The 25989-nt window shown below is 68.0% G+C and carries 31 protein-coding genes; 9 read left to right on the forward strand and 22 right to left on the reverse strand.

What is annotated here, in order from left to right; all coding sequences use genetic code 11:
* Positions 1-13: 13 nt before the first annotated feature.
* The 4 genes from ACSC1W_RS09505 to ACSC1W_RS09520 all read right to left on the reverse strand — a co-directional run bounded on the left by ACSC1W_RS09505 (position 14) and on the right by ACSC1W_RS09520 (position 3330).
* Positions 14-331, reverse strand: a complete 318-nt coding sequence (locus tag ACSC1W_RS09505; protein ID WP_435346970.1) for a ribbon-helix-helix protein — start codon at positions 329-331, stop codon at positions 14-16.
* A gap of 90 nt (positions 332-421) precedes the next feature.
* Positions 422-2584 carry a DHH family phosphoesterase gene (locus tag ACSC1W_RS09510; protein ID WP_435346972.1) on the reverse strand — a complete coding sequence of 721 codons (2163 nt, stop codon included), beginning with the start codon at positions 2582-2584 and terminating at the stop codon, positions 422-424.
* 47 nt (positions 2585-2631) lie between these two features.
* Positions 2632-2937 carry a DUF7521 family protein gene (locus ACSC1W_RS09515; protein ID WP_435346974.1) on the reverse strand — a complete coding sequence of 102 codons (306 nt, stop codon included), beginning with the start codon at positions 2935-2937 and terminating at the stop codon, positions 2632-2634.
* Positions 2938-2982: 45 nt separating this feature from the next.
* The gene (locus ACSC1W_RS09520) at positions 2983-3330 is read right to left on the reverse strand and encodes a winged helix-turn-helix domain-containing protein (RefSeq protein WP_435346976.1); all 348 of its coding nucleotides are present in this window, start codon (positions 3328-3330) and stop codon (positions 2983-2985) included.
* Positions 3331-3506: 176 nt separating this feature from the next.
* Here ACSC1W_RS09520 and ACSC1W_RS09525 point away from each other — a divergent pair, with 176 nt between their 5' ends.
* A complete protein-coding gene (locus ACSC1W_RS09525; protein WP_435346978.1) occupies positions 3507-3707 on the forward strand; it encodes a DUF7835 family putative zinc beta-ribbon protein in 201 nt (66 codons plus the stop codon).
* A gap of 48 nt (positions 3708-3755) precedes the next feature.
* Here the strand turns inward: ACSC1W_RS09525 and ACSC1W_RS09530 are convergent, their stop codons facing one another.
* Positions 3756-4019, reverse strand: coding sequence for a hypothetical protein (locus ACSC1W_RS09530; RefSeq protein WP_435346980.1), 264 nt, complete (start codon positions 4017-4019; stop codon positions 3756-3758).
* Between the two features lie 57 nt (positions 4020-4076).
* On the opposite strand from ACSC1W_RS09530, the gene ACSC1W_RS09535 reads away from it, so the two are divergent.
* On the forward strand, positions 4077-4814 hold the full coding sequence (locus ACSC1W_RS09535) for a metal-dependent hydrolase (protein ID WP_435346981.1): 738 nt from the start codon (positions 4077-4079) through the stop codon (positions 4812-4814).
* A 103-nt stretch (positions 4815-4917) separates the two neighbouring features.
* Positions 4918-5310 carry an OsmC family protein gene (locus ACSC1W_RS09540; RefSeq protein ID WP_435346983.1) on the forward strand — a complete coding sequence of 131 codons (393 nt, stop codon included), beginning with the start codon at positions 4918-4920 and terminating at the stop codon, positions 5308-5310.
* 45 nt (positions 5311-5355) lie between these two features.
* Here ACSC1W_RS09540 and ACSC1W_RS09545 read toward each other — a convergent pair whose 3' ends face one another.
* On the reverse strand, positions 5356-6201 hold the full coding sequence (locus ACSC1W_RS09545) for a ubiquinol-cytochrome c reductase iron-sulfur subunit (RefSeq protein WP_435346985.1): 846 nt from the start codon (positions 6199-6201) through the stop codon (positions 5356-5358).
* Positions 6202-6342: 141 nt separating this feature from the next.
* On the opposite strand from ACSC1W_RS09545, the gene ACSC1W_RS09550 reads away from it, so the two are divergent.
* From ACSC1W_RS09550 to ACSC1W_RS09560, 3 genes are all read left to right on the forward strand, one after another.
* Complete coding sequence (locus ACSC1W_RS09550; protein ID WP_435346987.1) at positions 6343-6810, forward strand: DUF5799 family protein; 468 nt, start codon at positions 6343-6345, stop codon at positions 6808-6810.
* Between the two features lie 208 nt (positions 6811-7018).
* Positions 7019-7804: a class I fructose-bisphosphate aldolase gene (locus ACSC1W_RS09555; protein ID WP_435346989.1), complete on the forward strand. Its 786-nt coding sequence runs from the start codon at positions 7019-7021 to the stop codon at positions 7802-7804.
* Positions 7801-8625, forward strand: coding sequence for a class 1 fructose-bisphosphatase (locus tag ACSC1W_RS09560; protein WP_435346991.1), 825 nt, complete (start codon positions 7801-7803; stop codon positions 8623-8625). Before ACSC1W_RS09555 ends, ACSC1W_RS09560 begins: the two co-directional genes overlap by 4 nt.
* A 37-nt stretch (positions 8626-8662) precedes the next feature.
* Here the strand turns inward: ACSC1W_RS09560 and ACSC1W_RS09565 are convergent, their stop codons facing one another.
* The 9 genes from ACSC1W_RS09565 to leuB all read right to left on the reverse strand — a co-directional run bounded on the left by ACSC1W_RS09565 (position 8663) and on the right by leuB (position 15856).
* On the reverse strand, positions 8663-9118 hold the full coding sequence (locus tag ACSC1W_RS09565) for a PTS fructose transporter subunit IIB (protein ID WP_435346993.1): 456 nt from the start codon (positions 9116-9118) through the stop codon (positions 8663-8665).
* On the reverse strand, positions 9115-10794 hold the full coding sequence (gene ptsP, locus ACSC1W_RS09570) for a phosphoenolpyruvate--protein phosphotransferase (RefSeq protein WP_435346995.1): 1680 nt from the start codon (positions 10792-10794) through the stop codon (positions 9115-9117). The genes ACSC1W_RS09565 and ptsP overlap by 4 nt, the downstream gene beginning before the upstream one ends.
* A complete protein-coding gene (locus tag ACSC1W_RS09575) occupies positions 10791-11060 on the reverse strand; it encodes an HPr family phosphocarrier protein (protein ID WP_435346997.1) in 270 nt (89 codons plus the stop codon). The genes ptsP and ACSC1W_RS09575 overlap by 4 nt, the downstream gene beginning before the upstream one ends.
* Complete coding sequence (locus ACSC1W_RS09580; RefSeq protein WP_435346998.1) at positions 11057-11539, reverse strand: PTS sugar transporter subunit IIA; 483 nt, start codon at positions 11537-11539, stop codon at positions 11057-11059. Before ACSC1W_RS09580 ends, ACSC1W_RS09575 begins: the two co-directional genes overlap by 4 nt.
* A 59-nt stretch (positions 11540-11598) precedes the next feature.
* Positions 11599-12771 carry a PTS fructose transporter subunit IIC gene (locus ACSC1W_RS09585; RefSeq protein WP_435347000.1) on the reverse strand — a complete coding sequence of 391 codons (1173 nt, stop codon included), beginning with the start codon at positions 12769-12771 and terminating at the stop codon, positions 11599-11601.
* Positions 12772-12881: 110 nt separating this feature from the next.
* Entirely contained in the window at positions 12882-13790 is a 909-nt protein-coding gene (gene pfkB, locus ACSC1W_RS09590) for a 1-phosphofructokinase (protein ID WP_435347001.1), read from the reverse strand.
* Entirely contained in the window at positions 13787-14551 is a 765-nt protein-coding gene (glpR, locus tag ACSC1W_RS09595; protein WP_435347003.1) for an HTH-type transcriptional regulator GlpR, read from the reverse strand. Before glpR ends, pfkB begins: the two co-directional genes overlap by 4 nt.
* Positions 14552-14683: 132 nt before the next feature.
* On the reverse strand, positions 14684-14830 hold the full coding sequence (locus tag ACSC1W_RS09600; RefSeq protein WP_435347005.1) for a DUF7557 family protein: 147 nt from the start codon (positions 14828-14830) through the stop codon (positions 14684-14686).
* Between the two features lie 48 nt (positions 14831-14878).
* Entirely contained in the window at positions 14879-15856 is a 978-nt protein-coding gene (leuB, locus tag ACSC1W_RS09605) for a 3-isopropylmalate dehydrogenase (protein WP_435347007.1), read from the reverse strand.
* Positions 15857-16156: 300 nt separating this feature from the next.
* Here leuB and ACSC1W_RS09610 point away from each other — a divergent pair, with 300 nt between their 5' ends.
* From ACSC1W_RS09610 to ACSC1W_RS09620, 3 genes are all read left to right on the forward strand, one after another.
* Positions 16157-16708, forward strand: coding sequence for an NUDIX hydrolase (locus ACSC1W_RS09610; protein ID WP_435347010.1), 552 nt, complete (start codon positions 16157-16159; stop codon positions 16706-16708).
* Positions 16709-16778: 70 nt separating this feature from the next.
* Complete coding sequence (locus ACSC1W_RS09615) at positions 16779-18005, forward strand: acyl-CoA thioesterase/bile acid-CoA:amino acid N-acyltransferase family protein (RefSeq protein ID WP_435347012.1); 1227 nt, start codon at positions 16779-16781, stop codon at positions 18003-18005.
* On the forward strand, positions 18002-18439 hold the full coding sequence (locus ACSC1W_RS09620; RefSeq protein WP_435347014.1) for a RidA family protein: 438 nt from the start codon (positions 18002-18004) through the stop codon (positions 18437-18439). The genes ACSC1W_RS09615 and ACSC1W_RS09620 overlap by 4 nt, the downstream gene beginning before the upstream one ends.
* Before the next feature lie 12 nt (positions 18440-18451).
* On the opposite strand, the gene leuD is transcribed toward ACSC1W_RS09620, so the two are convergent.
* From leuD to ACSC1W_RS09655, 7 genes are all read right to left on the reverse strand, one after another.
* On the reverse strand, positions 18452-19081 hold the full coding sequence (gene leuD, locus ACSC1W_RS09625; RefSeq protein WP_435347017.1) for a 3-isopropylmalate dehydratase small subunit: 630 nt from the start codon (positions 19079-19081) through the stop codon (positions 18452-18454).
* On the reverse strand, positions 19074-20501 hold the full coding sequence (gene leuC / locus ACSC1W_RS09630) for a 3-isopropylmalate dehydratase large subunit (RefSeq protein ID WP_435347020.1): 1428 nt from the start codon (positions 20499-20501) through the stop codon (positions 19074-19076). The genes leuD and leuC overlap by 8 nt, the downstream gene beginning before the upstream one ends.
* Positions 20501-20845 carry a DUF7989 family protein gene (locus ACSC1W_RS09635; protein WP_435347023.1) on the reverse strand — a complete coding sequence of 115 codons (345 nt, stop codon included), beginning with the start codon at positions 20843-20845 and terminating at the stop codon, positions 20501-20503. The genes leuC and ACSC1W_RS09635 overlap by 1 nt, the downstream gene beginning before the upstream one ends.
* A 7-nt stretch (positions 20846-20852) precedes the next feature.
* The gene (gene ilvC, locus ACSC1W_RS09640; RefSeq protein ID WP_435347025.1) at positions 20853-21911 is read right to left on the reverse strand and encodes a ketol-acid reductoisomerase; all 1059 of its coding nucleotides are present in this window, start codon (positions 21909-21911) and stop codon (positions 20853-20855) included.
* Positions 21908-22513: an acetolactate synthase small subunit gene (gene ilvN, locus ACSC1W_RS09645; protein WP_435347028.1), complete on the reverse strand. Its 606-nt coding sequence runs from the start codon at positions 22511-22513 to the stop codon at positions 21908-21910. The genes ilvC and ilvN overlap by 4 nt, the downstream gene beginning before the upstream one ends.
* The gene (gene ilvB, locus ACSC1W_RS09650; RefSeq protein ID WP_435347030.1) at positions 22510-24291 is read right to left on the reverse strand and encodes a biosynthetic-type acetolactate synthase large subunit; all 1782 of its coding nucleotides are present in this window, start codon (positions 24289-24291) and stop codon (positions 22510-22512) included. The genes ilvN and ilvB overlap by 4 nt, the downstream gene beginning before the upstream one ends.
* A 355-nt stretch (positions 24292-24646) precedes the next feature.
* Positions 24647-25864 (reverse strand): LeuA family protein, encoded by a 1218-nt coding sequence (locus ACSC1W_RS09655; RefSeq protein ID WP_435347675.1) that lies wholly within the window; start codon positions 25862-25864, stop codon positions 24647-24649.
* Positions 25865-25989: the final 125 nt, after the last annotated feature.

The raw sequence follows: 25989 nt of genomic DNA on the forward strand, positions 1-25989 counted from the left end.
CTCTTCGTTCCGGTCAGAACTGGTAGCGACGTTCGTCGTCGCGCTCGGGATAGGCTGCCTGTCCCGTCATCTCGTCGTAGGTCATCCCCGCGAGGTACTCGTCGTAGGTCACGTCGTACTCGCTCCGGAGGTGGAAGTCGAGCTTCCCCGACTCGACCGTCGTCTGGAACAGCAGGTGGACGGCGCGTTCGAGCAGTTCCGAGGAGTCCTCGGTTCCCAGTCCGGCCGCCAGCATCGCCAGTTCGTTCTTCGTCTCGCGGTCGAGGTCGTCGAAGTCCAGGTCGTCGTAGGCGGCTTCCACGTCGGCCCGCAGGTCGTCGAGTCCGGTCATGTGGCGACCGTTGGGCGTCGTGACTGAAGCCCGTTTCGAGTCGAGAAGCGCCGCCGCTGACGGTCGGAAGACGCGGGAGAAGGCTGGGAGTTACGCCGGCTTGAACGTCTTCGCGATGGCGGAGACGGTCGCGTTGAGCACGTCCTCGCGCTCGCCGGAGAGGTACTCGATGTGGCCGTCGCGGCCGCCGACGACGGAGATGCCGGCGTCGTCGACGACGTCGCTGACGTCGTCGGCGAGGTCGCGCACGTCGATGGTGCCCGTACTCCGGATGTGGAGTTCGTCCTCGCCGAGGCCGAGGGTGACGAACTGGTCGGCGGCGTCCGCGGCCTCCTCGCGGTGGAGCGTGTCCAGCAGGAGCGAGGTCGGCGGGAAGTCGAAGCGGTTGGTGAACGCGGCGGTGTCGAGCACGGCGAAGGAGACGCCCTTGGCCGAACGGGTCGAGAGGTTGCGGCGGGCGGTCTGGACCTCGCGGTCGAGTTTGGTGCGGAACTGCTCGCTGACGTGGCCAGCGAGGCCGTCTGCCTCCTCGAACAGGATGTCGGTGATGAGTTCGCGCTTGTCCTTGTAGGACTGGTAGTAGGCCTCGAGGCCGACGGCCTCGCGGAGTTCGCGGGTCTCGTCGGCGTCGTAGCCCGCCTCGGCGGCGAGGTCGGTGTAGACCTCGGGGGTGTCGTCCCAGTAGCTGACGGCGGGCAGGTGCCGGAGGTCGTCGCGCACGTCTTCGTTGACGTGTGCGGCGACGTTGGCGGCGAGTGCGGCCGTCGTCACGTCGTCGACGTCCGCGGCGAGGTGCGGGTTGACGATGCCGGCGAGGGAGTCCACGACCTGTGGGTCGGGGTAGCCGGAGTCGACGACGACGCGGTCCGCGCCGTACACGTCGAGCAGGTCGTAGCTCTCCCGGGACTCCAGCGTGCTCCCGAGGTCGACGAGGACCAGGAGCGGGAGTTGCTCGCCGTGGCGCTCTCGCGCGTCGAGCATGTCCGTCACGTCGTCCGTGGCGGCGTCCATGGTGTACACCGTGCTGTCGAGGGGACGGCGCTCGAAGAAGTGGTACTCGGCGTCCTGTCGCGCGTGCTCCTCGCGGACGAGGGGGAGGACCGCCCGTTCGATGGCCGCACCGGCGACGTAGCCCTCCGCGGTCGCGGTGTGGCGCACGACGACGGGACGGGACTCGATGACGGCGCGACGAATCTGCGTCGCGACGGTGCGGACCTCGTCGCTGACGGCGGCGACCGCATCGTGGTCTGCGAGTAAGTCGACGCTACCGGCGTCTGCCTGGTCCTCCAGTGCGGCGTCCATCCGGTCGTCGACCGCGGACGCCTCCTCGTCGTCGAGTTCGGCGAGTACCTCGGTCTCTATCTGGAGGTTGTCGTGGCGGCGTTCGACCTCGCCCTCCAGTCGGACGACGTCGTCGACGTCGACGGAGGGGTAGGCGCGGACGCCGGCCTCCTCGAAGGCGGCGCACTCGACGACGCCGGTCTCGTCGCGGATCTCGAAGACGGTCGGGCCGGAGGTCTGTCGCACGCTGATGACCTCGCCCTCGATGCGGACGACCTGCCCGACGAGGTCCGCCAGCGTCTCGATGGGGGTCCGGGCGAGTTCTGCGTCGGTCTCGTCGGTCTCGTCGGTCTCGTCGGTGGACTCCCGTTCGACCACGTCGTCGGTGGATTCCTCCTCGACCGCATCGTCGGTCGTCGTGTCTGCGCCCTCGGCCTCGCCCTCGGACGGTGCCTCCTCGGTCGTCCCCGAGTCGGTCGTCGCGGGCGTGGCGTCGGTCTCGTCCGGGTTGCGGACCTTCTGCTTCGCTGCGGGCCCCGGACTCGTCGTGACCGGTTCGAACTCCTCTTCGGCCGATTCCGCCGCCTCGTCCGCTTCGACGAGCCGGTCGCCGCCGGGGGCGTCGACGAGTCGACCCCGGAAGTCGGACTCCTGCTGTCGGATGGACCAGCCGAGGTCGACGTTGCCGTTGTCGCGGATGTCGGTGACCTGTACATAGACGGTGTCACCGGACTCCCAGTCGAGACTGTCGAGACGTCGGTCGAGTTCGCTCCGGTGCAACAGGCCGGTGACGGAATCACCGATGTCGACGAAGACGCCGAACTCGGCGAAGCCGTCGACGGAACCGCGGTAGTAGCGCCCGGGCGTCAATTGTCCCGGTCTGTCGCCTTCGAATCTGAAGACGACGTCCTCCTCGTGGCTCGTACAGATGTGCCCGTCGACGGGCACACCACAGATGATACAGTTACCCATTTGACCGAGTAGAGTAGACCCGGCCTAAAACGGTTGTCGAAAACGCCTCACCGATAGAGCGAGAGATACAGCATGCTGAACCCGACGATGAACGGGACCGTCTCGGCGATGTTGAAGTAGATGACCATGTGCGAGGCGTCCTCGATGGTCTGTGCGACCTGCGTACTGATGGTGGTCAGTGCGACGCCCATGCTGATGAACGCGAAGCCGATGAACGCCGACTCCAGTCGCTTGCCGCCCTTCTGGTTGTACGCCTGGAAGCTGATGAACGTCAACCCGAGCGCGAGCGCGAAGAGGACGAGTCGCATCGCTGTCAGGAGGAGCCTGGCGACCTCGGTCAGCACGTCCACCATGGGTCACCCCCACGCGACCGCGGCGGACGTTCGGTGGTAACGTGCTCACCGACCCAGCTCGTCCCAGAGGCTCGAGAAACGGTCGGGCAGGTTCTCCTTGCGGTAGATGCGGATTTCGTACTCATCGTCTTTGAGCCGGATGACGGTCGCGTCGAAGTTCGACCTGAACGCGTCGTAGTGGTTCCCGTCGCGCGCGACGAGCGTCTCCGAGGTTATCAGTTCGTGTTCCTTCAGCGTCTCGATGCGGCGATAGACGGTCGGTAACGAGAGGTCGCAGAACTCGGCGACCTCTTTCGCCGAGCGAGGCTCTTCACTCACGGCGGCGAGGACCTCTCTGGCGTTCTCGTCGCCGATCGTGTCGAGTATATCTTCGATTGGCCGCTCGTCGTCCACGACCTTACGTGTCCGGTTGCCAGTGATAAGGTTTTCTTACTTTAACTGAACTTTCCTGGACCGCAGGCCGTCCCCATCGGGCGGTATACTCCACATAACGTGGGCCGATAACCAGGTTATTACTGCCCATGAAATTACTAACTGGTCATTATATGGAGACAGAGCCTATCTCGACCATGGCAACGACCGACGAGTCGATAGACGGGTTGACCGAGCACTGCGAATCCTGTGGGACGGAGACGCTGCACAAGGTGTCGGTCCAGATAATCACCGAGAGCAGCAAGACGGAGAACGCCCAGTTCTCCCGCGAACCGTATCGCGTGAAGGAGTGCCAGGCCTGTGGGGAGCGCTCCAGTCAGCGGATGAACAACGCCTGAGCCGGGTCGTCGTCTCTGTCGCGGGAAGGGGGTCACCAGTCGGGGCGGTCACTCGAAGACCGGGGAGTCTTCTGCCAACGACTCGACGCCTGCTGCGATCTTCGTGGCATCTGACGGGAACAGGGCGACCTGGACCTCGTTCCCCTCGTCGTCGGTGAACACGAGTTTGACGCGTTTGTCGCCGAACTCGCGGACGGTCACCTCGTCGACGTCGAACAGTTTCGCCGTCGCCGCCTTGTTCGTGGGACCGACGTTCTTTATCGCACCGTCCTTGAGTTCGAACGCGAACTCGTCGAAGTCGAGCGTGAGCATACGTGGTGCTAGTCCCCGCGCAGATTTAAGTGACAATCGGGTGTATTTCTGGGTGCAATGCAAATCACCTGGCACGGTCACTCCACGTTCCACGTCACGGTCGGTGAGACGGACCTGCTCGTCGACCCGTTCTTCGACAACCCGAAGACGGAGACGGACCCCGAGGAACTCGACCCGGACTTCGTCCTGCTCACGCACGGACACGCCGACCACATCGGCGACGTCGACCGGTACGAGGGCACGAAACTGGTCGCCACACCCGAGGTGGTCGAGTACTGCCGGGACGAGTACGGCGACTACGAGGCGGTCGGCGGCATGGGCATGAACATCGGGGGGACGGTCGAGTGTGGAGACGCCTTCGTGACGATGCATCGCGCCGACCACACGAACGGGATGGAGACGAGTTACGGCACCTCGGGTGGCATGCCGGCCGGGTTCGTCATCTCCGATACGAAGCCGACGCAGGTCGCCGACGCCGAGACGGAGACGTTCTACCACGCCGGCGACACCGGACTGATGACGGAGATGCGTGACGTCATCGCGCCGTACCTCGAACCCGACGTCGCCGCCGTGCCCATCGGCGACCACTTCACGATGGGCCCGTGGCAGGCAGCCATCGCCGTCGACTGGCTCGACGTCGACTACGCCATCCCCATCCACTACGACACGTTCCCCCCAATCGAGCAGGACCCGGAGGACTTCGAGCGCGAGGTCCGGGGAACCGGCAGCGACGCCGAGGTCGTGGTGCTGGGTGGCGACGAGACGTGGAACCTGACCGAGAACCTGCTCGACTGAGCGCGGTCGCAGTCTCTTCGTCGGTGCGTCGACGCGCCAATTCCGGCGACCGCCGCCCGCAAGAACAACTATCAAGGCGCTGCCGGGCGAGGTTCAGAGTGCAATGTCCAAGGAAGTCCACAGCGTCTCCGAGGAGGGATACAGCACGCACAACGAGGTCCGCGACTTCGAGTCGACCATCGACGCGACGGGCGAGGTCGGGCCCGACACCCTGGAGGCACTGCTGGCAGCCTACGCCTCCTGTTACGTCCCGGCGCTTCGCGTCGGTGCCGAGCAGCGACAGGCCGGCGACCTCGGCCGCATCGAGATCGACAGCACGGGCGAACTCAACGACGACGACAAACTCGAGTCGATCCACTTCGACATCCGCGTCGCGGGCGACATCGGCGACAAGGGCGACGCCGTCGTCACGCGCGCCCACGAACTCTGCAAGGTGGGCAGCGCAGTCAAGGGGTCGCTGGTCGCCGACGTCGACATCGAAGGGAACGCGTTCTGAGGACGACGCCCGTCGGGTGATTCTCGGGGCGGAGTCGCCCGCCTCTCACTCGCTCGGTCGCGGGAGGGCGGTGAACGACCGCTCGACGATGTCGAAGGGGTCGTACACGGACTGGTGACACCCGCAGTAACTCTCGTTCGACGCGCCGAACCGCGGAGCGTCGGTGCTGTTCTTGAAGCCGGGGATGCAACAGAAGTGCGTGCACTTGTTCAGGTACGCGAGGAAGCCGTCGGCCGTGCTGGCCGCCAGCCACTCGTCCTCCTGTGCGGCACGCTCTACGAGCGGGCTCCTGATGACCTGCACGGGGAGGGTCTCCTCGCTGTCGACCTCCTGTGACCGCCAGGTGCACTTCCCGGGTTTGCCGTACCCCTCCTCGCCGATGCCGTTGTTCCACCGGGCGTAGTCGTCGAAGTGGTCGACGTGGACGCGCTCGTCCGGGTCGACCGCCTCGTTCTGCCACTCGTACCGCGAGTTCCGGCTGTACCGGAAGTAGTCGTCGTGGTCGCTGTCGGGCTGGACGTTCTGGTAGGTCTGGCAGCCGCAGTACTGGAACCACTGCGTAGAGTAGGTGACGCCGCCGATTTCGGTCTCGGCGACGGTCACCGTCGTGCCGTCTTCGAGCTCCCGTTCCTCCGACTCGGGCCAGATGCCCCTGAGGTAGCCCTCTTCGTCTATCTCGATGGGTATCTGTGGCATCCCGCGCGGGGCGGGGCCGGCCGTGTTCCTGACCGCCCGGTACGTCACCGACCCGCCGCCCTCGCCGACGCCGGTGGTGGCCGATTCGACGGCCACCCCGCCGGCCGTGACGACTGCGGTCATCGCGGACCCGCCGACGACGCCCTCGACGAACCGCCGTCGGTCGCTCGTGGCTGGATACTTGTCTTCGTCCATGGGGACCGGTTCTGACTGCTGGGGGGACCCACGTATGTCGTGGGTCCGATTCCCACGCCAGCTGAACCGGGGCAAGACTTATCACCCCGTCTACAGGAATCGAGCACAACCCTGATACCGGTCCTCTGCCAACGTCGAGGTATGACTTCCGGCTGGACGGACCACGTCGTCGGCGAGCGGATGACGGTCGACAAGGAGTTCACGGACGAGGTGCTCGATTCCGAGTTCTCGAACCAGGAGTGGGACCTCATCATGAGCGCCGTGGAGTTCGAGATACGGAACCCGGAGACGCCCGAGGACGCACGCATCGTCGCCAACGACGAGAAGGTCGCCTCCATCGTCCCCGAACTCGAGAACATCCGGAGCCAGATGCAGGCGATGGGCGGCGCACCGGGTGGTGGCGGGGACGACGGGGGTCGCGGTGGCGGCCTCTTCGACTCGGTCAAGAGCGCCCTCGGGATGGGTGGCGGGACCGACGAGGCGGCCGAACAGGAACGTATCGAGGCGGCGAGCGACCTCGCGAACCGGTACGGCGAGGCGCTACAGGCGCACCTGAAGTCGAAGGGGCGATGGGAGGAGGTCTGTGCGGTCGCGGCGAAGCAGGGCTGAGCGTCCCCGGACAGCACCGTCGCCACCGAACGCGCCATTCTCGATACGGCAGGTACGCTCCGACGCCACACCGGCCGAGAGTGGCCTCGCTGTGGCCACACACGGGCATCGCCGAGGGTGGCGAACGACCCCCGCCTGACTCCATCACAATCGTGCAGAAACAAATATATTCAGTAGCTCTTAGTGTTCGTTCAGTGTGCATCCACGCATGGAACCGATTGCCGATTCGGCGCTGACGAGAGACGGCAAAGCGATCATCCTCGCGCACGACCACGGCCTCGAACACGGTCCGGGCGCGTTCGAGGACGTCCCGGAGCGACTCGACCCGGGCACGGTCTTCGAGATGGCGACACACGACGCGGTGAGCGGGTTCGCCGTCCAGAAGGGGCTCGCCGAGACGTACTACCCGTCCTACGAGGACGACGTCACCCTCCTGTTGAAGACGAACGGGAGTTCGAGCCTCTGGAACGGCGAACCGTACTCCCCGCAGACCTGCTCGGTCGAGTACGCGGTCACCCTCGGCGCCGACGCGGTCGGCTACACGGTCTACCCCGGAACGAACCACGAACCGCGGATGTTCGAGGAGTTCTGCGAGGTTCAGGAGGCGGCGCGAGCTGCGGGGTTACCGGTGGCGATGTGGTCGTACCCGCGCGGGCAGGCCGTCAAGGCACATCGCAAGCCGGAGACCATCGCGTACGCGACGAGAATCGGACTCGAACTCGGTGCGGACCTGGCGAAGGTGAAGTACCCCCGGTCGAACGAGGCCATGGCCCGGGCGTGCGACGCGGCCGGAGACGTGCCCGTCGTCCTGAGCGGCGGTTCGAAGACCGACGAGCGCCAGTTCCTTCGACTGGTCGAGACGGCGATGGACGCCGGGGCCTCGGGGCTGGCCGTGGGGCGGAACGTCTGGCAGGCGGACGACCCCGTTCGTCTCCTCGACGCGCTCGAACGGGTCGTCTACGACGGCGTCGCCGCCGAACGGGCGTACGAATGACCGTCGAAACTGTCCTCGACGCCGTCGCCGGGGCGGTCCCGACGGTCCGTGCGACCCTCCGGCGCGAGCGCGGGGGGAAGACGACCGAGAACCCGTCTGGTGACGTCGCTACCGCCGCGGACGAGGCCGTCGACGACGTGTTCGCCGAACGCCTCGGCGAACTCGGGGCCGTCGGGGCGTACGCGAGCGAGGAGCGCGACGGCGTCCTCGACTGTGGCACCGGGTTCTCGGTCACCGTCGACCCGGTCGACGGGTCGTCGAACCTCAGGTCGAACAACACGGTCGGCACCGTCGTCGGGGTGTACGACGGTGGACTCCCCGCCAGGGGCACTGCCCTGGTCGCAAGCGTCGTCCTCCTCTACGGACCGCGGACGACGATGACCGTCGCCCGCGACGGGGAGACGACCGTGGCGCCGGTCTCGGACGGCGTCCGTCTCGACCCCGAACCGGTCACGATCCCGGACGAGTCCGACGTCCTGGGCATCGACGGTCCCGCCGACGAGTGGCCCGATGGGGCGTCCGACCTGGCGGTCGCCTACGAACTCCGACTCCGGTACACCGGTGCCATGGTCGCCGACCTCGCACACGTCCTCGACCGGGGCGGACTGGCGTGGTACCCCACACGGGAGTCCCGTCCCGATGGCGTCCTCCGACTCCAGTACGAGTCGAACCCGGTCGCACACGTCGTCGAATCGGCCGGTGGCGCCGCGACCGACGGGTCGGGCCGCCTGCTCGAACGCGACCCCTCGTCGCTCCACGAGCGCGTCCCGACGGCGTTCGGTTCGCGGGCGCTCGTCGAGGACGTCGAAGCGCACCGCTGATTCGGGGACGAGGCTCGGTCGTGGAGGGCGGGCGGCGTCAGGAGAACAGTCGCTTGAGGCGGTTGAGCAGGCTCTTCTCTTGGTCACCGCCCCGTCGTCCCGACGACGGGTCGGTCCCGCCGGACGCCGACGACCGTTCCGCGTCGGCGGTCCCGGTGCTCGCGGCCGCGTCGGAACCGTCGTCGCTATCGCCGGCCGCCGTCACCGCCTGCCCGACGAGGCCCTCCGCGTCGTTCACGGCGTCTTTCACCGTCCCCTTCACGACGGGGACCTCCGTGAAACGGTCACGGCTGACGGCCGTGTCTGCCGCGATGATGACCGCCTCGGCCGTCGCGACGTCGTCGGCCGTGAGTTCGTTCTCGGCCCCCATCGCGCCCTGTACCTCGACCCGGATGTCGTGGCCGAGTCGCTCGGCGGTCTGTTCGAGGTTCTCTGCTGCCATCTGGCTGTGTGCGATTCCCGTCGGACAGGATGTGACTGCGACGAATTTCATAGTAGGTCTCTCACTTCGTTCCGCGTCGATGCGTTCAGCGCCCGTTCGGCGAGCGATTCGGCGTTCCCGGAGTCCGTCCCCTCGACGCTGGCCTTCACGTCGGGAACGGTGACCGCACTCATGCTGAGTTCGTCGAGGCCGAGTCCGACGAGCAACTCGGTGTACGCCGGGTCGCCCGCCATCTCTCCGCACATCCCGACCCACGCGCCGTGGGCGTGTCCCGCCTCGACGGTCCGGGAGATGGCCCGTAACACGGCCGGGTCGGTCGGGTCGTGCAGGTCTGTGACCCGGTCGTCGTCGCGTGCGGCGGCGACGACGTACTGCGTGAGGTCGTTCGTCCCGATGCTCAGGAAGTCGACGCGCGAGGCGAGGTGGTCTGCCACCAGGGACGCCGCCGGCGTCTCGACCATCACGCCGAGTTCGGGGCGTGCGTGGTCGACACCCTCCTCGGCGAGGTCGGCGGCTACCTCCGTCACGGCGTCGAGTGCAGCGTCGAGTTCCCGAACGGTCGCGACCATCGGGAACATCACGGCGAGGTCGCCCCCGTCGAGAGTCGCGGCCGCCCGGAGCAGCGCGCGGAGCTGGGTCTCGAAGAGGTCGGCGTCGGGGCCGAGCGACCGACGGATACCCCGTTCACCGAGGAACGGGTTCTCCGAGTCCGGCTGTTCGAGGTACGGGATGGGCTTGTCGCCGCCGACGTCAAGCGTCCGAACGACGACGCGACCCTCCGGGAAGGTCCGGAGCGCCTGTCGGTAGGCGTCGACCTGCTCGTCCTCGGTCGGTGGCTCGTCCCGGTCGACGAAGAGGAACTCCGTCCGGAAGAGCCCGATGCCGTCCGCCCCGCTCCGGGCCGCGGGCTCGAGTTCCGCCAGCGTGCCGACGTTGGCGGCGACCTCGACGGGTCGCCCGTCGGCGGTCGAGACCGGGTCCCGTCGAACTGCCACCGCGTCCGACTCCCGGACACGGTCCCGGTCCTCCTCGTCGGGGTCGACGAGGAGTTCGCCCTCGTCGCCGTCGACGAGTACCGTCGCCTCGTCGTCGACGTGCCGGAGCGACTCCCCGACGCCGACGACCGCCGGAATCGCCAGCGACCGGGCGAAGATGGCGGCGTGAGACGTGCGGCCCCCCTCGACGGTGGCGAATCCCGCGACCCGTTCGGGGTCGAGTTGCGCCGTGTCGCTCGGCGTGAGGCGCTCGGCGAGGAGTACCGTCCCTTCAGGGAGGGTCGAGAGGTTCACCCGCTCGCCGTCGGTGAGAATCCGGACGAGTCGGTCGCGCACGTCGCGGAGGTCGTCGGCGCGCTCGGCCATCCGCCCCTCCATGCTCTCGAACCGGGCTATCGGTTCGTCGAACCCCTCGACGACGGCGTGGGGTGCGGCCAGTCCGCCCTCGATGCGCTCCTCGACCGGGTCGACGAGTTGCGGGTCGTCGAGGAACTGCAGGTGCGCGTCGAAGACGGCGGCCTCCTCCTCGCCGATGCGGTCCCGGGTCCGGTCGCGCTCGGCTTCGAGTTCGTCCCGGGCGCGCCCGCGAGCGGTCGCGAAGCGCGCCAGTTCAGCGTCGGCGTCGACCGAGTCGGGGGGGTCCGGCAACGCCGCGTCCCCGTCGTACCAGACGACGGTTCCGACGCCCGCCCGCGGCGTCGCGCCGACGCCGGAGTAGACCTGCCGCGTCATGACTCTGCTTCCGGTGTCGTGAGCACGGCCTCGAGGGCGTCGAGGGCGTCGAGGGCGTCCTCGCCCTCTGCGGTGAGGCGAACGTCGTCGCCACAGGCGACGCCGAGACTCGTGACGGCGAGCATGCTCCGTGCGTCGACCGGGTCGCCGTCGACCGGTGCGACCGTCGTCTCCGCCTCGTACTCGTTCGCCGCTTCGACGAACTTCGCCGCGGGCCGCGCGTGCAGGCCGTCCTCGGGGACGACCGTGACGACTCGCTCGCTCATCGGTCGACCGCCCCCTGGACGACCGCCACCACGTCCGACCGACTCTCGGCGTCGTACAGCGACTCGCGGACGTCGTCGTGCATCAGCGCGCGAGAGAGCGAACTGAGTATCGACAGGTGGTCGTCCGCGCCCTCGGCCGGGACGAGGAGCATGAACACGAGGTGTGCGTCCGTGCCGTCGAGCGCGCCGAAGTCGACGCCGTCCTCGGCACGAAGGAACGCGACCGTCGGCCGACCGACGGCGTCGGTCCTGGCGTGCGGGATGCCGATGCCCTTCCCGACGCCGGTCGTCGTCTCCTCCTCGCGCGCGCGCAGCGCGTCGAGTGCCGCGTCGCGGTCGTCGACGCGCCCGGCCGCGACGGCCAGGTCGAGCAGTCGTTCGATACACGCCCGTTTCGTCCCGGGCGTCTCGTCGAGGGAGACGAGTTCCTCGGTGAACACCTCGTCCGTGAGTGACTTGGTTGCGTTTGCGTCTGTCATCGTGTCGGTGAGTCTGTGTGGTGGCTGGGGGCTGCGTGGCTGTTCCGTGGCTGTTCCGTTCAGTCGTTCACCTGTGCTTCGGCCTCCGCACCGGTAGTGCTGTCGGCGATGCGCTCGTCGTAGTCCGGCTTGACCGCCGTCGCGGTGCCGGCGGTCACCAGGGACCCGACGAGGATGCACGCGACGAACATGATCCACTGGTTCGAGAGCAGGAAGACGAAGATGCCGCCGTGTGGGGCGGGCATCCCCACGCCGAGGCCCATCGACATCGCGGCGGCGACGGCGCTCCCGAACATGATGCTCGGGATGACCCGGAGCGGGTCGGCGGCGGCGTAGGGGATGGCTCCCTCGGTGATGAACGAGAGACCCATGACGATGGAGCTCTTTGCCTGCTCGTACATCTCCTCTGCGTACTTGTGGGGCGCGATGAAGTTCGAGAGCGCCATCCCGATGGGCGGCGTCATCCCGGCGATCATGACGGCGGCCATCGGTTCGGTCACCGGCCCCCCTTCGGCGCCGAGGAGCCCGACCGAGAACAGGTAGGCGACCTTGTTGACGGGGCCGCCCATGTCGAACGCCATCATCGCGCCGAGGATGGCACCGAGCAGGATGGCGGTGCCGCCTTGCATGTTCCCCAGGAACGAGGTGAGTGCGTCGTTGGCGATGGCGACGGGTACGCCGAGGACGAACAGGACGATGGGGGTCAGTATCGCCGTCGCGAAGACGGGGATGACGAGTATCGGCATCATCGGCTCGACGGCCTTGGGGACGCTCTGGTTCTTGAACCAGCGGACGACGTACCCCGTCAGGAGACCGACCGCGATGGCCCCGAGGTAGCCAGCGGGTTTGCCGCCGGCGCTCAACCCGATCAGCTGGCCGGTCTGTTCGATGACCGGCCCCTGCTGGACGATGTACGAGAGGATGAACGCGGGCGCGAGTGCCGGACGGTCCGCGATGGCGTACGCGATGTACGCCCCGAGTATCGGCACCATGAACGTGAGTCCCGCACCGCCGATCTGGGCCAGGTACCAGTCGAGGGTCCCCGCCTGGGATGCGAAATCCTTGATGCCAGGCGTCCCGGGAACGAACTCCGTCGCGGCGAACCCGAGCGCGATGAAGATTCCGCCGATGGTGACGAACGGTATCATGAACGAGACGCCCGTCATCAGGTCTTCTTTCACCGACGTTACGTGTGAGCGAAGTGCGCTTTCGACCGTGTCTTTCGCTGCCATGGGTATATCCATCACAGAAGTAAATACACTGTTCAAAAATACTTTCGAACACTTTCGTTTATGCACGTTACGGCTCGAAACACCAAGGTCGAACGACAGGACGACGCTCGTCAGCGGACGGCGACGGCGACCGGGTCGGCGTCCGTCGGGAACCCGGAGAACGAGGGGACACGGGTGCCGGAGACGGAGACGACGCGTGCGGCGACGGCGACGCCATCGCTCAGTGCGCGTCGGGGGGCCGCACCCCGCGCCTGCGAGGCGAGGACCCCCGAGAGGAGTGCGTCGCCCGCCCCGACCGTGTCGACCACGTCGACGTCGCGCGACGGCGCGTGGAACACGTCGTCGCCGTCGGCCAGCAGTGCGCCGTCCGCGCCGAGGGAGGCGACGACCGTCTCGAACCCCTGCTCCCGGAGGGCCTCGGTCGCGGCGACGCACTCCTCGAACGACTCGACGGGGAGTCCCGTCGCCTCCGCCAGTTCCTCCCGGTTGGGTTTGCACATCGCGTAGTGGGCGTGCAGGTCGGCGAGGGTCCCACCGCCGAGGTCGACGACGGTCTCCCAGTCGCCCGCCCGCGAGACGGCGTCGATGGCGGACACGTCGAGTCCAGGTGGGAGACTTCCCGCGACGACCACCCGGTCCGGGTCGTAGTGCTCGATGGTCTCGGCGACGGCGTCGACGGCGCTCGGGCCGACCCGGGGGCCGGACTGGTTTATCTTGTACTCCTCGTCGGCGAGGACGGTGGTGTTCAGTCGCGTGAGTCCGTCGATGTCGACGAGGTCGTGTGGGATGTTCGCTACGGCGAGTCGCTCGCGGACGTAGTCGCCGAGAAAGCCGCCGACGAGTCCCGTCGCGAGCGTTTCCGTGTCGAGTTCGACCAGGTACTTCGAGACGTTGATGCCCTTGCCTCCGGCGTCGTACCGGGCATCGCTGGCGCGGTCGACGACGCCGTCGCCCGAGAGCGCACCGTCGACGTGGACCGTGTGGTCGACGGCCGGGTTGAACGTGACGGTGAGTATCATGCTACCTCCGAGGTCACTTCCACGCCTGCCGACTCGAACGCGTCCCACTCCGCCGCCGAGAGCGTCGCGTCGGTCACGAAGTGGTCGACGTCGGCGAGGTCGGCGAACTGGACGAAGCTCCGTTCGCCGAGTTTCGTCTCGTCGGCGACGAGGACCACCCGCTGTGCACGTTCGATCATCCGTTCCTTCACGCGGGCCTCGTCCTCGTTCGGCGTGGTCAACCCGCCGTCGACGTCCAGTCCGTTCGTCCCGACGAAGAGCAGGTCGAAGTTCATCCGGTCCATGAAGTCCTCGGCGCTCGGACCGACGAGCGCCCGGGTGCGCTGGCGGAACGTCCCGCCGGTCAGTTTCACCTCGTTGTCGTCCTGGCCGAGTTCGAGCGCCAGGACCGGCGAGTTCGTCACCGGGAGGAAGGACCCGTCCGTGGGCGCACGCTTTGCGACCTCCATCGTCGAGGTGCCGGAGTCGAAGAACACGACCTGGCCCTCGCGTATCTCCTCGACGGCACGTTCCGCGATGGCCGTCTTCGCGTCGAGGTTCTGGACCTCGCGCTGGTCGTACGTCTGCTCGCGACCGACCGTCGTGACCGGGACGGCGCCGCCGTGTGACCGCTCTATCATCCCCTCAGCTTCCAGTTCGCTGAGGTCACGGCGGAGGGTCGCCTTGGAGAAGCCGAACGTGTCCGCCAGCTCTTCGACCGAGCAGCCGTCGTTCTCGGACACGATCTCTACGATCTTTCGTTTTCTCTCGGCTGGTAGCATGATCTCCTTGTAGACTATCGTCTGTGCCTGGATTTAATTGTTTTCACGTCACGAGTATTCGTTTCTGAACGTTCGATGTAGAAATCTGCCGTCGGCGTGCGGTCGACGGGTCGGCACGTCGGTCGCGCGTGCTCACCCGTCACCGGTGCGGAACATCGTCAGTTCCTCCGCCTCGTAGATGTTGAGCAGTTCGGTGACGAGTTCGTCGTAGCTCTCGTCGTCGATTCGCAGGCTGTCGAGCCGTTCTACCGTCGTGTCGCTGAGTTCGACCTGTGGCATACCCGGTGGTACGTCGCGGACGACGAAAAAGGTCGACCCGACCCGGGTTCAGAGACGGGCGACGATGGCGTCGACGACGTCGTCGGTCCCGGCGTCCCCGCCGAGGTCCGGCGTGTACGGGCCGTCGGCGAGGACGCCGTGGGTCGCCTCGCGCACGGCAGCGGCCTCCTCGTCGTAGTCGAGGTACTCCAGCAGCATCGCCGCCGAGAGGATGGTCGCCGCCGGGTTGGCGACGCCCTCGGCAGCGATGTCGGGTGCGGTCCCGTGGACCGGTTCGAACAGGGCGTTGTCCGGCCCGATGTTCGCACTCGGGAGCAGTCCGAGACCGCCGACGAGGCCAGCCGCGAGGTCCGAGAGGACGTCGCCCGCGAGGTTGGGGCAGACGACGACGTCGAACTGCCCGGGGTCGAGACAGACGTGCGTCGCGAAGGCGTCCATCAGGACCTCCTCGGTCTCGACGCCCCGGTCGTCGGCGACCTCGACGACGGTGTCGCGGAAGCGCCCGTCGGTCTCGCGCATCACGTTCGCCTTGTGGGCGACGTGGAACCCGTCCAGGTCGTGGTCGGCGACGTAGTCGCAGGCGTACTCCGCCAGTCGGGCCGACGCGGAACTGGTGACGACGCGCGTCAGCGTCGACAGGTCGTCGGAGAGGCGGTCCTCGTGACCCGAGTAGACGCCCTCGGTGTTCTCGCGCAGGAAGACGAGGTCGGTCTCTGGCCGGAGCGCGTCGACCCCGGGGTACGCACGGGCCGGCCGGACGTTGACGAACGAATCGACGACGTCCCGGAGCGGGAGGATGACGTCGGCCGCCGTCTCGCCCGCCGCGCCGAACAGCGTCGCGTCCGCGCCGGCGACGAGGTCCCGCGTCTCCACAGGAAGCGCCTCGCCCGTCTCGGCCTTCGTCTCGTCGCCCGCGTCGCCGTACTCGAACTCGAAGTCCCCCAGTGCGTCGAGTACCTCGACGGCGGCCGGAACGACCTCCCGTCCGATGCCGTCGCCCGGTATGACTGCGATTCGTTCGGTCATCGTCAACGAGGAGGTGGCTGGAGGGGGAAAGCAGTTCGGTAACGGCAGCTTTTCTGTCTGACCGGACCATCCAAACCTTTTTATCCCCGGGCAACGAATTATTACATAGGAAGCAGCGACGCAATTAAATCGACGCTTTATTGTATCAGTTCCCAGTAGCTACGTCTCCGGGGAGCGACGCCCCGGCAGACCGGCGCAAACCGGCCACGCCACGTCTCGCATCGACCGACCAGCCGAACGGAGAGCGACGGCTATCGCGAACGCATCGCCCGAACGACCACCCGCGCCCTGACCCAACACATGCACGACGCATCCACGACCGACGACCCAGCCACGACAGACAGCACGGTAGACGTCCCGGCGGACCCGACCGAACTCGCAGCACGCCCGGGCGTCGAGGCGACGACCGACAGCTTCCCGCACGGCGACGAGGACCACTGCGAGGCCGATTACGCCGGCCGCGCCATCGTCGGCGTCACGAACGACGCGGGCGAGCTGCTGCTCGTCGTCGACCGCGACGCGGGCCGGGCGGTCCTCCCGAGCCCGAAGGTCGAGTACGACGGCGACTGGACGGCCACCGCCCGCGAGGAGGTTGCCGAGGTGGCCGGCCTCGACGTCCGCATCACCGGCGTCGAGCGCGTCCGCCACGCCGAACACGTACTGGAGGGAGACGACGAGGTGTTCGACGAGACCACGCACGTCGTCTTCGCGGCCGAGCCCACGGCCGACGACCCCGAACTCGCGGACCGCACCGACGGGGCCTGGGCCGTCGAGTGGCACGACAGCTACCCGGCCGACCTGTTCGACGACGACAGCGCCGAGGCCGAGGACGTTCGCTCGTTCGTGGACTGACCGCGAGCCTCGTCCCCGACGACCTTCGGTGACAGCACAGCCGACGACCGCCCACCAGACAGCGACAGCCATGTCAGAACTCCCACCACAGGAATCGAGCACAACCGACGAACAGCCCCTCGCCATCCGCGCGACCGACCACAGCCCGAACGACGAGGCGATTCCGGTCGAGGTGACCGGCCTCGCACCCGACGAGTCGGTCACGGTCGCGGCCGAACTGGTCGCCGACGACGGCGTCACCTGGCGCTCCGAGGCGACGTTCCGCGCCGACGAGAGTGGCACGGTCGCCCTCGCCGCGCAGGCCCCCGAGGACGGCAGCTACGAGGGTTGCGAGCCGATGGGCTGGTACTGGTCCATGGAAGCCGAGGACGAAGAGGTCCGGTTCCCCGCGCTCGGCGCCGACCCCGCCGTCGACGTCGACCTCCACGCCAGCACGGACGACCGGAGCGCCGGCCGGACCGTCACCCGCCAGCTCTACGACGCGGGCGTGACGAGCAGGCCGGTCGAGCACGACGACCTCGTCGGCACGCTCTACGAACCGCCGGGCGACGGCCCACGTCCCGCGGTCCTCGACCTCCACGGCTCGGCCGGCCGACTCTCCGACTCGACCCCGAAGGCGCTGGCGAACGAGGGGTACGCGACGCTCGCCATCTCTTACTTCGGGGAGGGCGAGCCCATCCCGGACGACCACCGACGCGTCCCGCTCTCGTACTTCGACCTCGCCGTCGACTGGCTCCACGAACAACCCGGCGTCCGCGCGGGACCGGTCGGCCTCGTCGGCGCGTCCCGCGGCGGCGAACTCGCGCTCCTGCTCGGCGCGCGCCGGGACTGGGTCGGGGCGGTCGTCTCCTACGCCGGTAGCGCCGTGATGTGGGACACGCCCTCGGACGAGCCCGCATGGACTGACGGCGGCGAGCCCGTCCCGCACGTCGTCGCCGAGCCGACGCCCGGCGCGTCGGTCGAGCAGGGCCTCACCGACGAGCAGGTCGAACGCGCGACGGTCCACGTCGAGGAGACGAACGGTCCCGTCCTCCTGCTCTCCGGCGGCGACGACGAGGTCTGGCAGTCCCGGTACCTGTCGGACCTCGCGATGGACCGTCTGGAGCGGACGGACTTCCCACACCGCTTCGAACACCACACCTACGACGGCGTCGGTCACTTCGTCGGCCGCCCGTACGTGCCGACGACCGGCGTCGGTCCCGACGACCGGGCGAAGGCGACCGCCCACGCTGCGGCCGACTCCTGGCCGCGTGTGAAGTCGTTCCTCGCGCAGGGGCTCCGGGGGGCCGACGAGTGAAGAAGACCGTCGTCGCGCCCGGGCAGGGCGTGGTCGAATCGGACGACCTCGACGAACCCCAGACCTCGCTGGCGGTCGCGACCCACCGTAGCAACTGCGTCCACGTCGAGTGCAACGGGCTCGTCTACCCGGACGGCGACGTCCGCGAGCAGGCCCGCGAACTGTTCGGCCTCGTCGAGAAGATGCTCGGCGAGTTCGACGGTACGCCGAACGACCTCGTCATGCTCCGCTGGTACGTCGATTCGGGGGTCTACACGGCCGAAACCCGCGGTGCGGTGCAGGAAGTGCAGTCGGAGTTCGTCGACCGCCCGCACTACCCGGCCGGTTGTGTCGTCACGACGCCGGAGATTCCAGTCGACGGCGCGCTGCTGGAACTCGACGCGACCGCGACGATTCCGGACGACGGCTGGACCGTCGAAACGATCACCGGATAGGAGTAGAGTAGCTCAGACCCGCTTGCCGTCTTCGACGTACGGCAGGCGCTCTGCGGTCTTCTCGACCTCGCCCGCGTTGGCCTTCATCAGCGCCGTGGTGTCCCAGACGCCCTCGACGAGCGCCTTGCGCTGGGCGTCGTCGACGGTCACGTCGACCGTCGTGTCGCCGTAGGTGACCGTCTCGTCGGCGACGTCGACGTCGATGTCGCCGTCGGGATGGTCGTCCACCCAGTCCTGGATGGCGGCGACGGTCTCGGCGTCGGCCGTGACGGTCGGCACGCCGAGCGCGAGGCAGTTGCCGGCGAATATCTCTGCGAAGGACTCGCCGACGAGCGCGTCGATGCCCCAGCGCACGAGCGCCTGCGGGGCGTGCTCGCGCGAGGAGCCACAGCCGAAGTTCGCGTTGACGACCATGACCGAGGCGTCCTGGAAGCGCTCCTCGTTCATCGGGTGGTCCTTCGGGGTATCCTCGTCGTCGAACCGCTGGTCGAAGAACGCGAACTGGCCGAGGCCGTCGAAGGTGACGACCTTCATGAACCGCGCCGGGATTATCTGGTCGGTGTCGACGTCGTTCCCGCGGACGGGGATGCCGGTGCCGGAGACGTGCTCGACCCGTTCGGCGGGGCCGTCGGACTCAGTCATCGACGACCACCTCCCGTCCGTCGAGTTCCCGAACGTCGGTCACTTCGCCCTCGATGGCCGCGGCGGCGACCATCCGGGGGTTCATCAGGACGGTTCGGCCGTCCTTGCTCCCCTGGCGGCCGACGAAGTTCCGGTTCGAGGACGAGGCACACGCCTCGTCGCCCTCCAGCTGGTCCTCGTTCATGCCGAGACACATCGAGCACCCGGCGTTGCGCCAGTCGAACCCGGCGTCCTCGAAGACCGCTTTGAGGCCCTCCTCCTCGGCGGTTCGCTGGACGCGCTGACTGCCGGGGACGACCATCGCCCGGACGTCGTCGTGGACCTGTCGGCCCTCGACGAGACGGGCGGCGCGTCTGAGGTCCGGGAGGCGCGCATTCGTACACGACCCGAGGAAGGCCACGTCGATGGGGTAGCCCGCCATCGTGTCGCCCGGTTCGACGCGCATGTGCTCCTGGGCGCGTCGCGCCGTGTCTCGCTTGTCCTCGGGGAGGTCCTCCGGCGCCGGGATGGGTTCGGTGACACCGACGCCCTGGCCGGGGGTGGTCCCCCACGTGACGACGGGTTCCAGTTCGCTCCCGTCGATGGTGACGACGTCGTCGTACTCGGCGTCCTCGTCGCTGCGGACGGACTCCCAGTACGCCTTGCGCTCCTCGAAGGCCTCGCCCTCGGGCACCTCGTCGCGTCCCTCCAGCCACTCGTATGTGGTCTCGTCGGGGTTGACGTAGCCAGCGCGGGCGCCGCCCTCGATGGACATGTTGCAGATGGACATCCGGCCCTCCATGTCGAGGTTCTCGATGGCCTCGCCGGCGTACTCGTAGACGTAGCCGACGCCGCCGTCGGTGCCGAGCCGTCGGATTATCTCGAGGACGACGTCCTTGGCCTCGACGCCGGGGCCCAGTTCGCCGGTGACCTCTATCTTCCGGACCTTCTTCTTCTCCATGGCGACGGTGCCCGTCGCGAGCACGTCGCGGATCTGGCTCGTCCCGATGCCGAACGCCAGCGCGCCGAACGCGCCGTGCGTGCTCGTGTGGGAGTCGCCACAGACGATGGTCGTGCCCGGCTGGGTGAGCCCCTGCTCCGGGCCGATGACGTGGACGATGCCCTGGTCGCCGGAGGTGGGTTCCGAGAAGTCGATGCCCGCCTCGCGGACGTTCCGCTCCAGTTCGGACATCATCTCCTCGGCGGCGTCCTCGGCGTACGGGCGGGACTGGTCGGCGGTCGGCACGATGTGGTCGACCGTCGCGTGGGTCAACTCCGGGTACGCGACCTCCAGGTCGCGCTCCCTGAGCATCCCGAACGCCTGCGGACTGGTCACCTCGTGGACGAGGTGGAGGCCGACGAACAACTGGTCCTGTCCGTTGGGGAGCGTCGTCACGCGGTGGTTCTCCCAGACCGTGTCGTACAGCGTCCCCTCGGACATCAGTACTCGGTCTCGCGGACCGTCCCACGCTCGCCACCGCGGTGGAATACGCGGTTGGCGTCCTCGGTGGACGGTGCTGTGTGGCTCACGTCGGCCATCTGGTCCTGGCCACGGGACGGGTCGTGGTCGCTGTCGCCGGTCGAGTCGGTGGCGCGCCGCCCATCGCGGGTCGGGTCGCGGCCACCGTCGGCGACGACGGTGACGCCGTGTTCGAACACCTGACCCATGCTCTCGCCGGTGTAGGGGTTGGTGTGGCTCACGGCGGCCATCGACCGCTCGGGGTTCGTCGCGGTCGGCGGCGCGGAGTCGGTTCGGTCCTGGTCTGGGTTGGGCTGTCGGGTCATCTGTCTGTCAGTCGTCTGCTCGCTGGCGGGTGCGTTCGTCGTCGGTCGATTCGTCCTCGGTCTCGCCGTCGGCCCAGGCGAACAGCTGGCGGAGTTCCTCGCCGACGGCCTCGATGTCGTGGTCGGCCTCGGCCTGGCGCAGTTGCTCGTAGTTCGGCCGGTTGGCCTGGTTCTCGACGATCCACTCGCGGGCGAAGGTGCCGTCCTGGACCTCCTCGAGTACCGCCTCCATGTTCTCGCGGGCGTGGTCGTCGACGACGCGGTCGCCACGGGTCAGCCCGCCGAACTCGGCGGTGTCGGACACGGAGTCCCACATCGCCGCCAGCCCACCCTCGTACATCAGGTCGACGATGAGCTTCATCTCGTTCATGCACTCGAAGTAGGCCATCTCGGGGCTGTAGCCGGCGTCGACCAGCGTCTCGTAGCCCTGCTTGATGAGGGAGGCGATGCCACCACAGAGGACGGCCTGCTCGCCGAACAGGTCGGTCTCGGTCTCCTCGCGGAACGTGGTCTCGACCACGCCGGCGCGCGTACAGCCGATGGCCTTCGCGTAGGCCAGCGCCTCCTGTGACGCCTCGCCGGTCGCGTTCTGGTACACGGCGAGCAGGCCGGGCGTGCCCTGGTTCTGCTCGTAGTTCCGGCGGACGAGGTGCCCCGGCGACTTCGGCGCGACCATCGTCACGTCGACGTCCTCCGGGGGACGGATCTGGTTGTAGTGGACGTTGAACCCGTGTGCGAACTGGAGCGTGTCGCCCGGTTCCAGCGCGGGTTCGATGTCAGCGTAGACGGCCGGCTGGACGGTGTCGGGCACGAGCATCGACACGATGTCGGCCCGTGCTGCGGCCTCGCGCGGCGTCGCCACGTCGAGTCCGTCGTCCTGGGCGGCAGCGCGGGAACTCGAGTCCTCGCGCAGGCCGACGACCACGTCGACCCCGCTCTCGGCGAGGTTCTGGGCGTGGGCGTGGCCCTGGCTCCCGTAGCCGAGGACGGCTACGGTCTTGTCGTCGATGTAGCTGGAGTCCGCGTCGTCGTCGTAGTACACTGTCGTCGTGAATTCGTCTGTCATTGTGGGGTATCGTCGGAGGTCGATTCGGTGCCGCGAGCGAGCGCGGCCGTGCCTGTTCGGGTTATCTCACGGACGCCGAACCGCTCGAACGTCTCGATGGCTGCGACGATCTTCTGGCGACTGCCCGTTATCTCGACGGTGACCGTCTCCGGGCAGGCGTCGACCGTCTTCGCGTCGTACATCTCTGCGACTGCGGCGACCTTGTCCGGGTGGTCGGCCTCGACCTTCACCAGCGCGAGTTCGCGGTTGATGGCGTTCTCGGGCAGTTCCTTGACCGAGATGACCGGCACGAGCTTTCGCAGTTGCTTCTCTATCTGGTCGACACCGGGGTCGGGTTCCTCGGTGACGACCGTGATGCGGGCCCGCGATTCGTCCTCGGTCGGGCCGACGGTGAGGCTCTCGATGTTGAACTGGCGTCGGCTGAACAGGCCGGAGACGTCCGAGAGGACGCCCGGTTCGTGTTCGACCAGCACCGAGATGACCGCCCGCCGTGGCTCGTGTTCGGCCTCGACCTCGGGGTCGATGCGGATGCCCTGGGCGTTGCGTCGGCCGGTCGGCGTCGGTCGCTCCGACGGGGCCGGTCCCTGCAGTCCGCCGCTCATAAGTGGTCCTCCGTCAGGGCGAACTGCCCGTTGTCGCCGCCGCTCGGAACCATCGGGTAGACGTTCTCCTCGGGGTCGACGTAGCAGTCGAGCACCGCGGGACCGTCGTACTCCAGCGCCTCGGTGATGGCGTCGGCGACGTCGTCGTAGTCGGCGACGCTGATGCCCTTCGCGCCGAAGCCCTCGGCGAGCGTGGCGAAGTCGGGGCACCAGTGGTACTCCGAGGCCATGCGACGCCGGCCGTAGAAGGCGTCCTGCCACTGACGGACCATCCCGATGTGTTCGTTGTTCAGCACGACGACCGTGAGGTCCAGGTTCTCGCGGACGGCGACAGAGAGTTCCTGCATCGTCATCAGGAACGAGCCGTCGCCCTCGAAGGAGACGACCTGCTGGTCGGGTGCGGCTATCTTCGCGCCGATGGCCGCGGGCAGGCCGTAGCCCATCGTCCCCAGGCCGTGGCTGGAGACCCAGGTCCGGGGCTCGGTGTAGGTCCAGTACTGGACGGCCCACATCTGGTGCTGGCCGACGCCGGTCGTGACGATGGCGTCGTCCTCGGTGGCCTCGTCGAACGCCTCGACGACGAACTGCGGCTTCAGCGGTTCGTCGTCCGGCGTCGCGTAGTCCATCGGGTACTCCGACTTCCACTGCTGGCAGGTCGCCCGCCACTTCTTCGTCTCCGGGGGCGTCCGCATCGCGTCGTCCAGCTGGGTCAGCACCGTCGCGGCGTCGCCGACGAGCGGGTAGTCCGCCTCGACGTTCTTGCTGATCTCGGCCGGGTCGATGTCGACGTGGACGACCTCCGCGTCGGGGGCGAACGTCTCGATGCCGCCGGTGAGTCGGTCGTCGAACCGGCAGCCGACCGCGACGAGGCAGTCGGTGTGGGTGATGGCCATGTTGGCGTAGCCGGTGCCGTGCATGCCGGCCATCTCCAGGGCCAGGTCGTGGTCCTCGGGGAAGGCCCCGACCGCGGGCATCGTCGTCGTCACCGGGACGTCGAACGTCGTCGCGAACCGCCGCGCCTCCTCGGTGGCCTCGCCCTTGATGACGCCGCCGCCGATGAGCAGGAGCGGCCGGTTCGCCGATTCGATGGCGTCGGCCGCCGCCCGGACCGCACCGGGGTCGGCGCGCTCGGTCACCTCGTAGGTGTCGGGCGTCTCGGCCGGACCGGGGTCGCGGTCGGTCTCGGTCTGGGTGACGTCCTTCGGCAGGTCGACGAGCGTCGGGCCGGGTCTGCCGGCGGCCGCCAGCGCGAACGCCTCGCCGACGTCGTCGCCGACGGTGTCGGCGTGGCTGGCGAAGGTGTTGGCCTTCGTGATGGGTGCGGTGACGCCCGTCGTGTCTGTCTCCTGGAAGGCGTCGTTGCCGACGAACGCGGTCGGGACCTGCCCGGTAAGCGCGAGGACCGGGTCCGAGTCCATCGACGCGTCGGCGATGCCGGTCACGAGGTTCGTCGCGCCCGGGCCGGAAGTCGCCATGCAGACGCCCGGTTCGCCGGCGACGATGCCGTAGGCGTCAGCGGCGTGGGCCGCGCCCTGTTCGTGCGCCATCGTGACGTGCCTGACGTCGGAGTCGTACAGCGCGTCGTAGACGGGCATGATGGCGCCGCCCTGCACGCCGAAGCAGTACTCGACGCCGGCGTTCTCGAGTGCCGTCACGACCGAGTGTGCCCCGGTCTTCGGACCGGTCTGCTCCTCGGCCGCGTCGTCGCCGGCCGGCGACGAGTCGGTCGGTTCACCGGCCGCCGTCTCCGTGGGTGCCGTGCTCGCTCGTTCGCTCATGCTGGTCGTCCGTGGAACCGTGTGCGTGTGGTCGTCGGGCGATACCGTCGGTTACTGGTCGGTCGTCGGATGTCGGTGGGTTCGTCTGTGTGCATCGGGGGTGTACGTACGCTCGGCTGTGACTGGTGAGACGGTGCGAGAACGGTCGATAGGGATGGTGGTGTAGGGGCTAGGCGGCCCCTACAATACGACCGAGGATACGTACGACGGCGCGACCGCTGGCGATGGGCTCGCCGGGTGCGGTCGGGTGCCGTCTCATTGCTAGCACCGTAGGGCCACGCCGAGACATAAACGTTTCCCGGCCGGCAGTGCTTGCGAGCAGTCGCTCGCCGGCGGGGCGTCCGACCGGCGTGCATCAGGCTGACACCCCTTCGCGTTCCGGGTCCTCCTCGGACTCCGGAACGCCGACCTCGTTCGCGAACCGCTCGACGGTCGAGACGGTCACCTGCTCCTTCGTCGCCCCGTAGTCCTTGACCTTCCGGGTGACCTCGCGGACCTGATCCTCGGTCGGGTCGAACCCGGCAGCGGTCAGGTGTTCCCGGACGGCGTGGACGCCGGTGTGCTTGCCCAGCACCAGTTCCCGCGTCGCGCCGACCATCCCGGGCGTCATCACGCCCGGCTCGAACGTGTCGGAGTTCTCGATGACGCCGGCGGCGTGGATGCCGGACTCGTGGCTGAAGGCGTTGGCGCCGACGACCGGCTTGTTGGCCGGGACCGGCATGTCCGACTTCGCCTCGACCAGTCGGCTCAGCTCCGTGATCCGGGTGGTGTCGATGCCCGTGTCGGTCTGGTACACCGACTCGACGGCCATCACGAACTCCTCGTAGGCGGCGTTGCCGGCGCGTTCGCCGATGCCGTTGACCGAGACCTGCGCCTGGTCGGCGCCGGCCTCGATGCCGGACAGGGCGTTCGCCGTCGCCAGCCCGAAGTCGTCGTGGGTGTGCACGTCGATGCGGGCGGTGGTGTGCTCGTCGACCGTCTCGATCAGGTCGTAGAACCGCCTCGGGGTGGCGACCCCGCAGGTGTCCGGGACGTTGATCCAGTCGGTGCCCGCCTCGGTGACGGCCTCGACCATCTCGATGAGGAAGTCCTCGTCGGTGCGCGTGGCGTCCATCGGCGAGAACATGCACTCGACGCCGGACTCCGTGACGCGACGGACCGACTCTATCGCGCGTTCTTTGACCTGTTCTCGGGTCGCGTGCATGGAGTCCTCGATCTGGACGTCCGAGGTGCTCACGAAGACGTGGACCATCTCGACGCCGGAGTCGATGGCGGCCTCTACGTCCTTCTCGACGACGCGAGCCAGCCCACACGTCGTCGCGTCCGTGTGTCTGGCGACGTCGGAGACGGCCTCGAACTCGGCGTCGGAGTTGACGGGGAACCCGGCCTCGATGACGTGGGTGCCCATCTCGTCCAGCGCCGCGGCTATCTCCCGTTTGTCGTCGTACGAGAATGACGTCCTCGGGGACTGTTCGCCGTCCCGCAGCGTCGTATCGAAGACCCGTGCAGTGTCGAATTCGTCAGTTGCGTTGAGCGTTCCCTGGAAGAACTCGACCGCCCTGACTGGTGTCAGAGCGAGTGTCGTTGTGAGACATCGTAACTCGTGGGAGGTGCCATCTCCTATTTAAGCCTGGTGCTGTGACAGACTCCGCGCCCGGGAAATCTCTCGTTATCGACCACGACACTCCCGGGAATCGC

Source organism: Haloarchaeobius marinus (assembly GCF_051207415.1).
Taxonomy (GTDB): Archaea; Halobacteriota; Halobacteria; order Halobacteriales; family Natrialbaceae; genus Haloarchaeobius.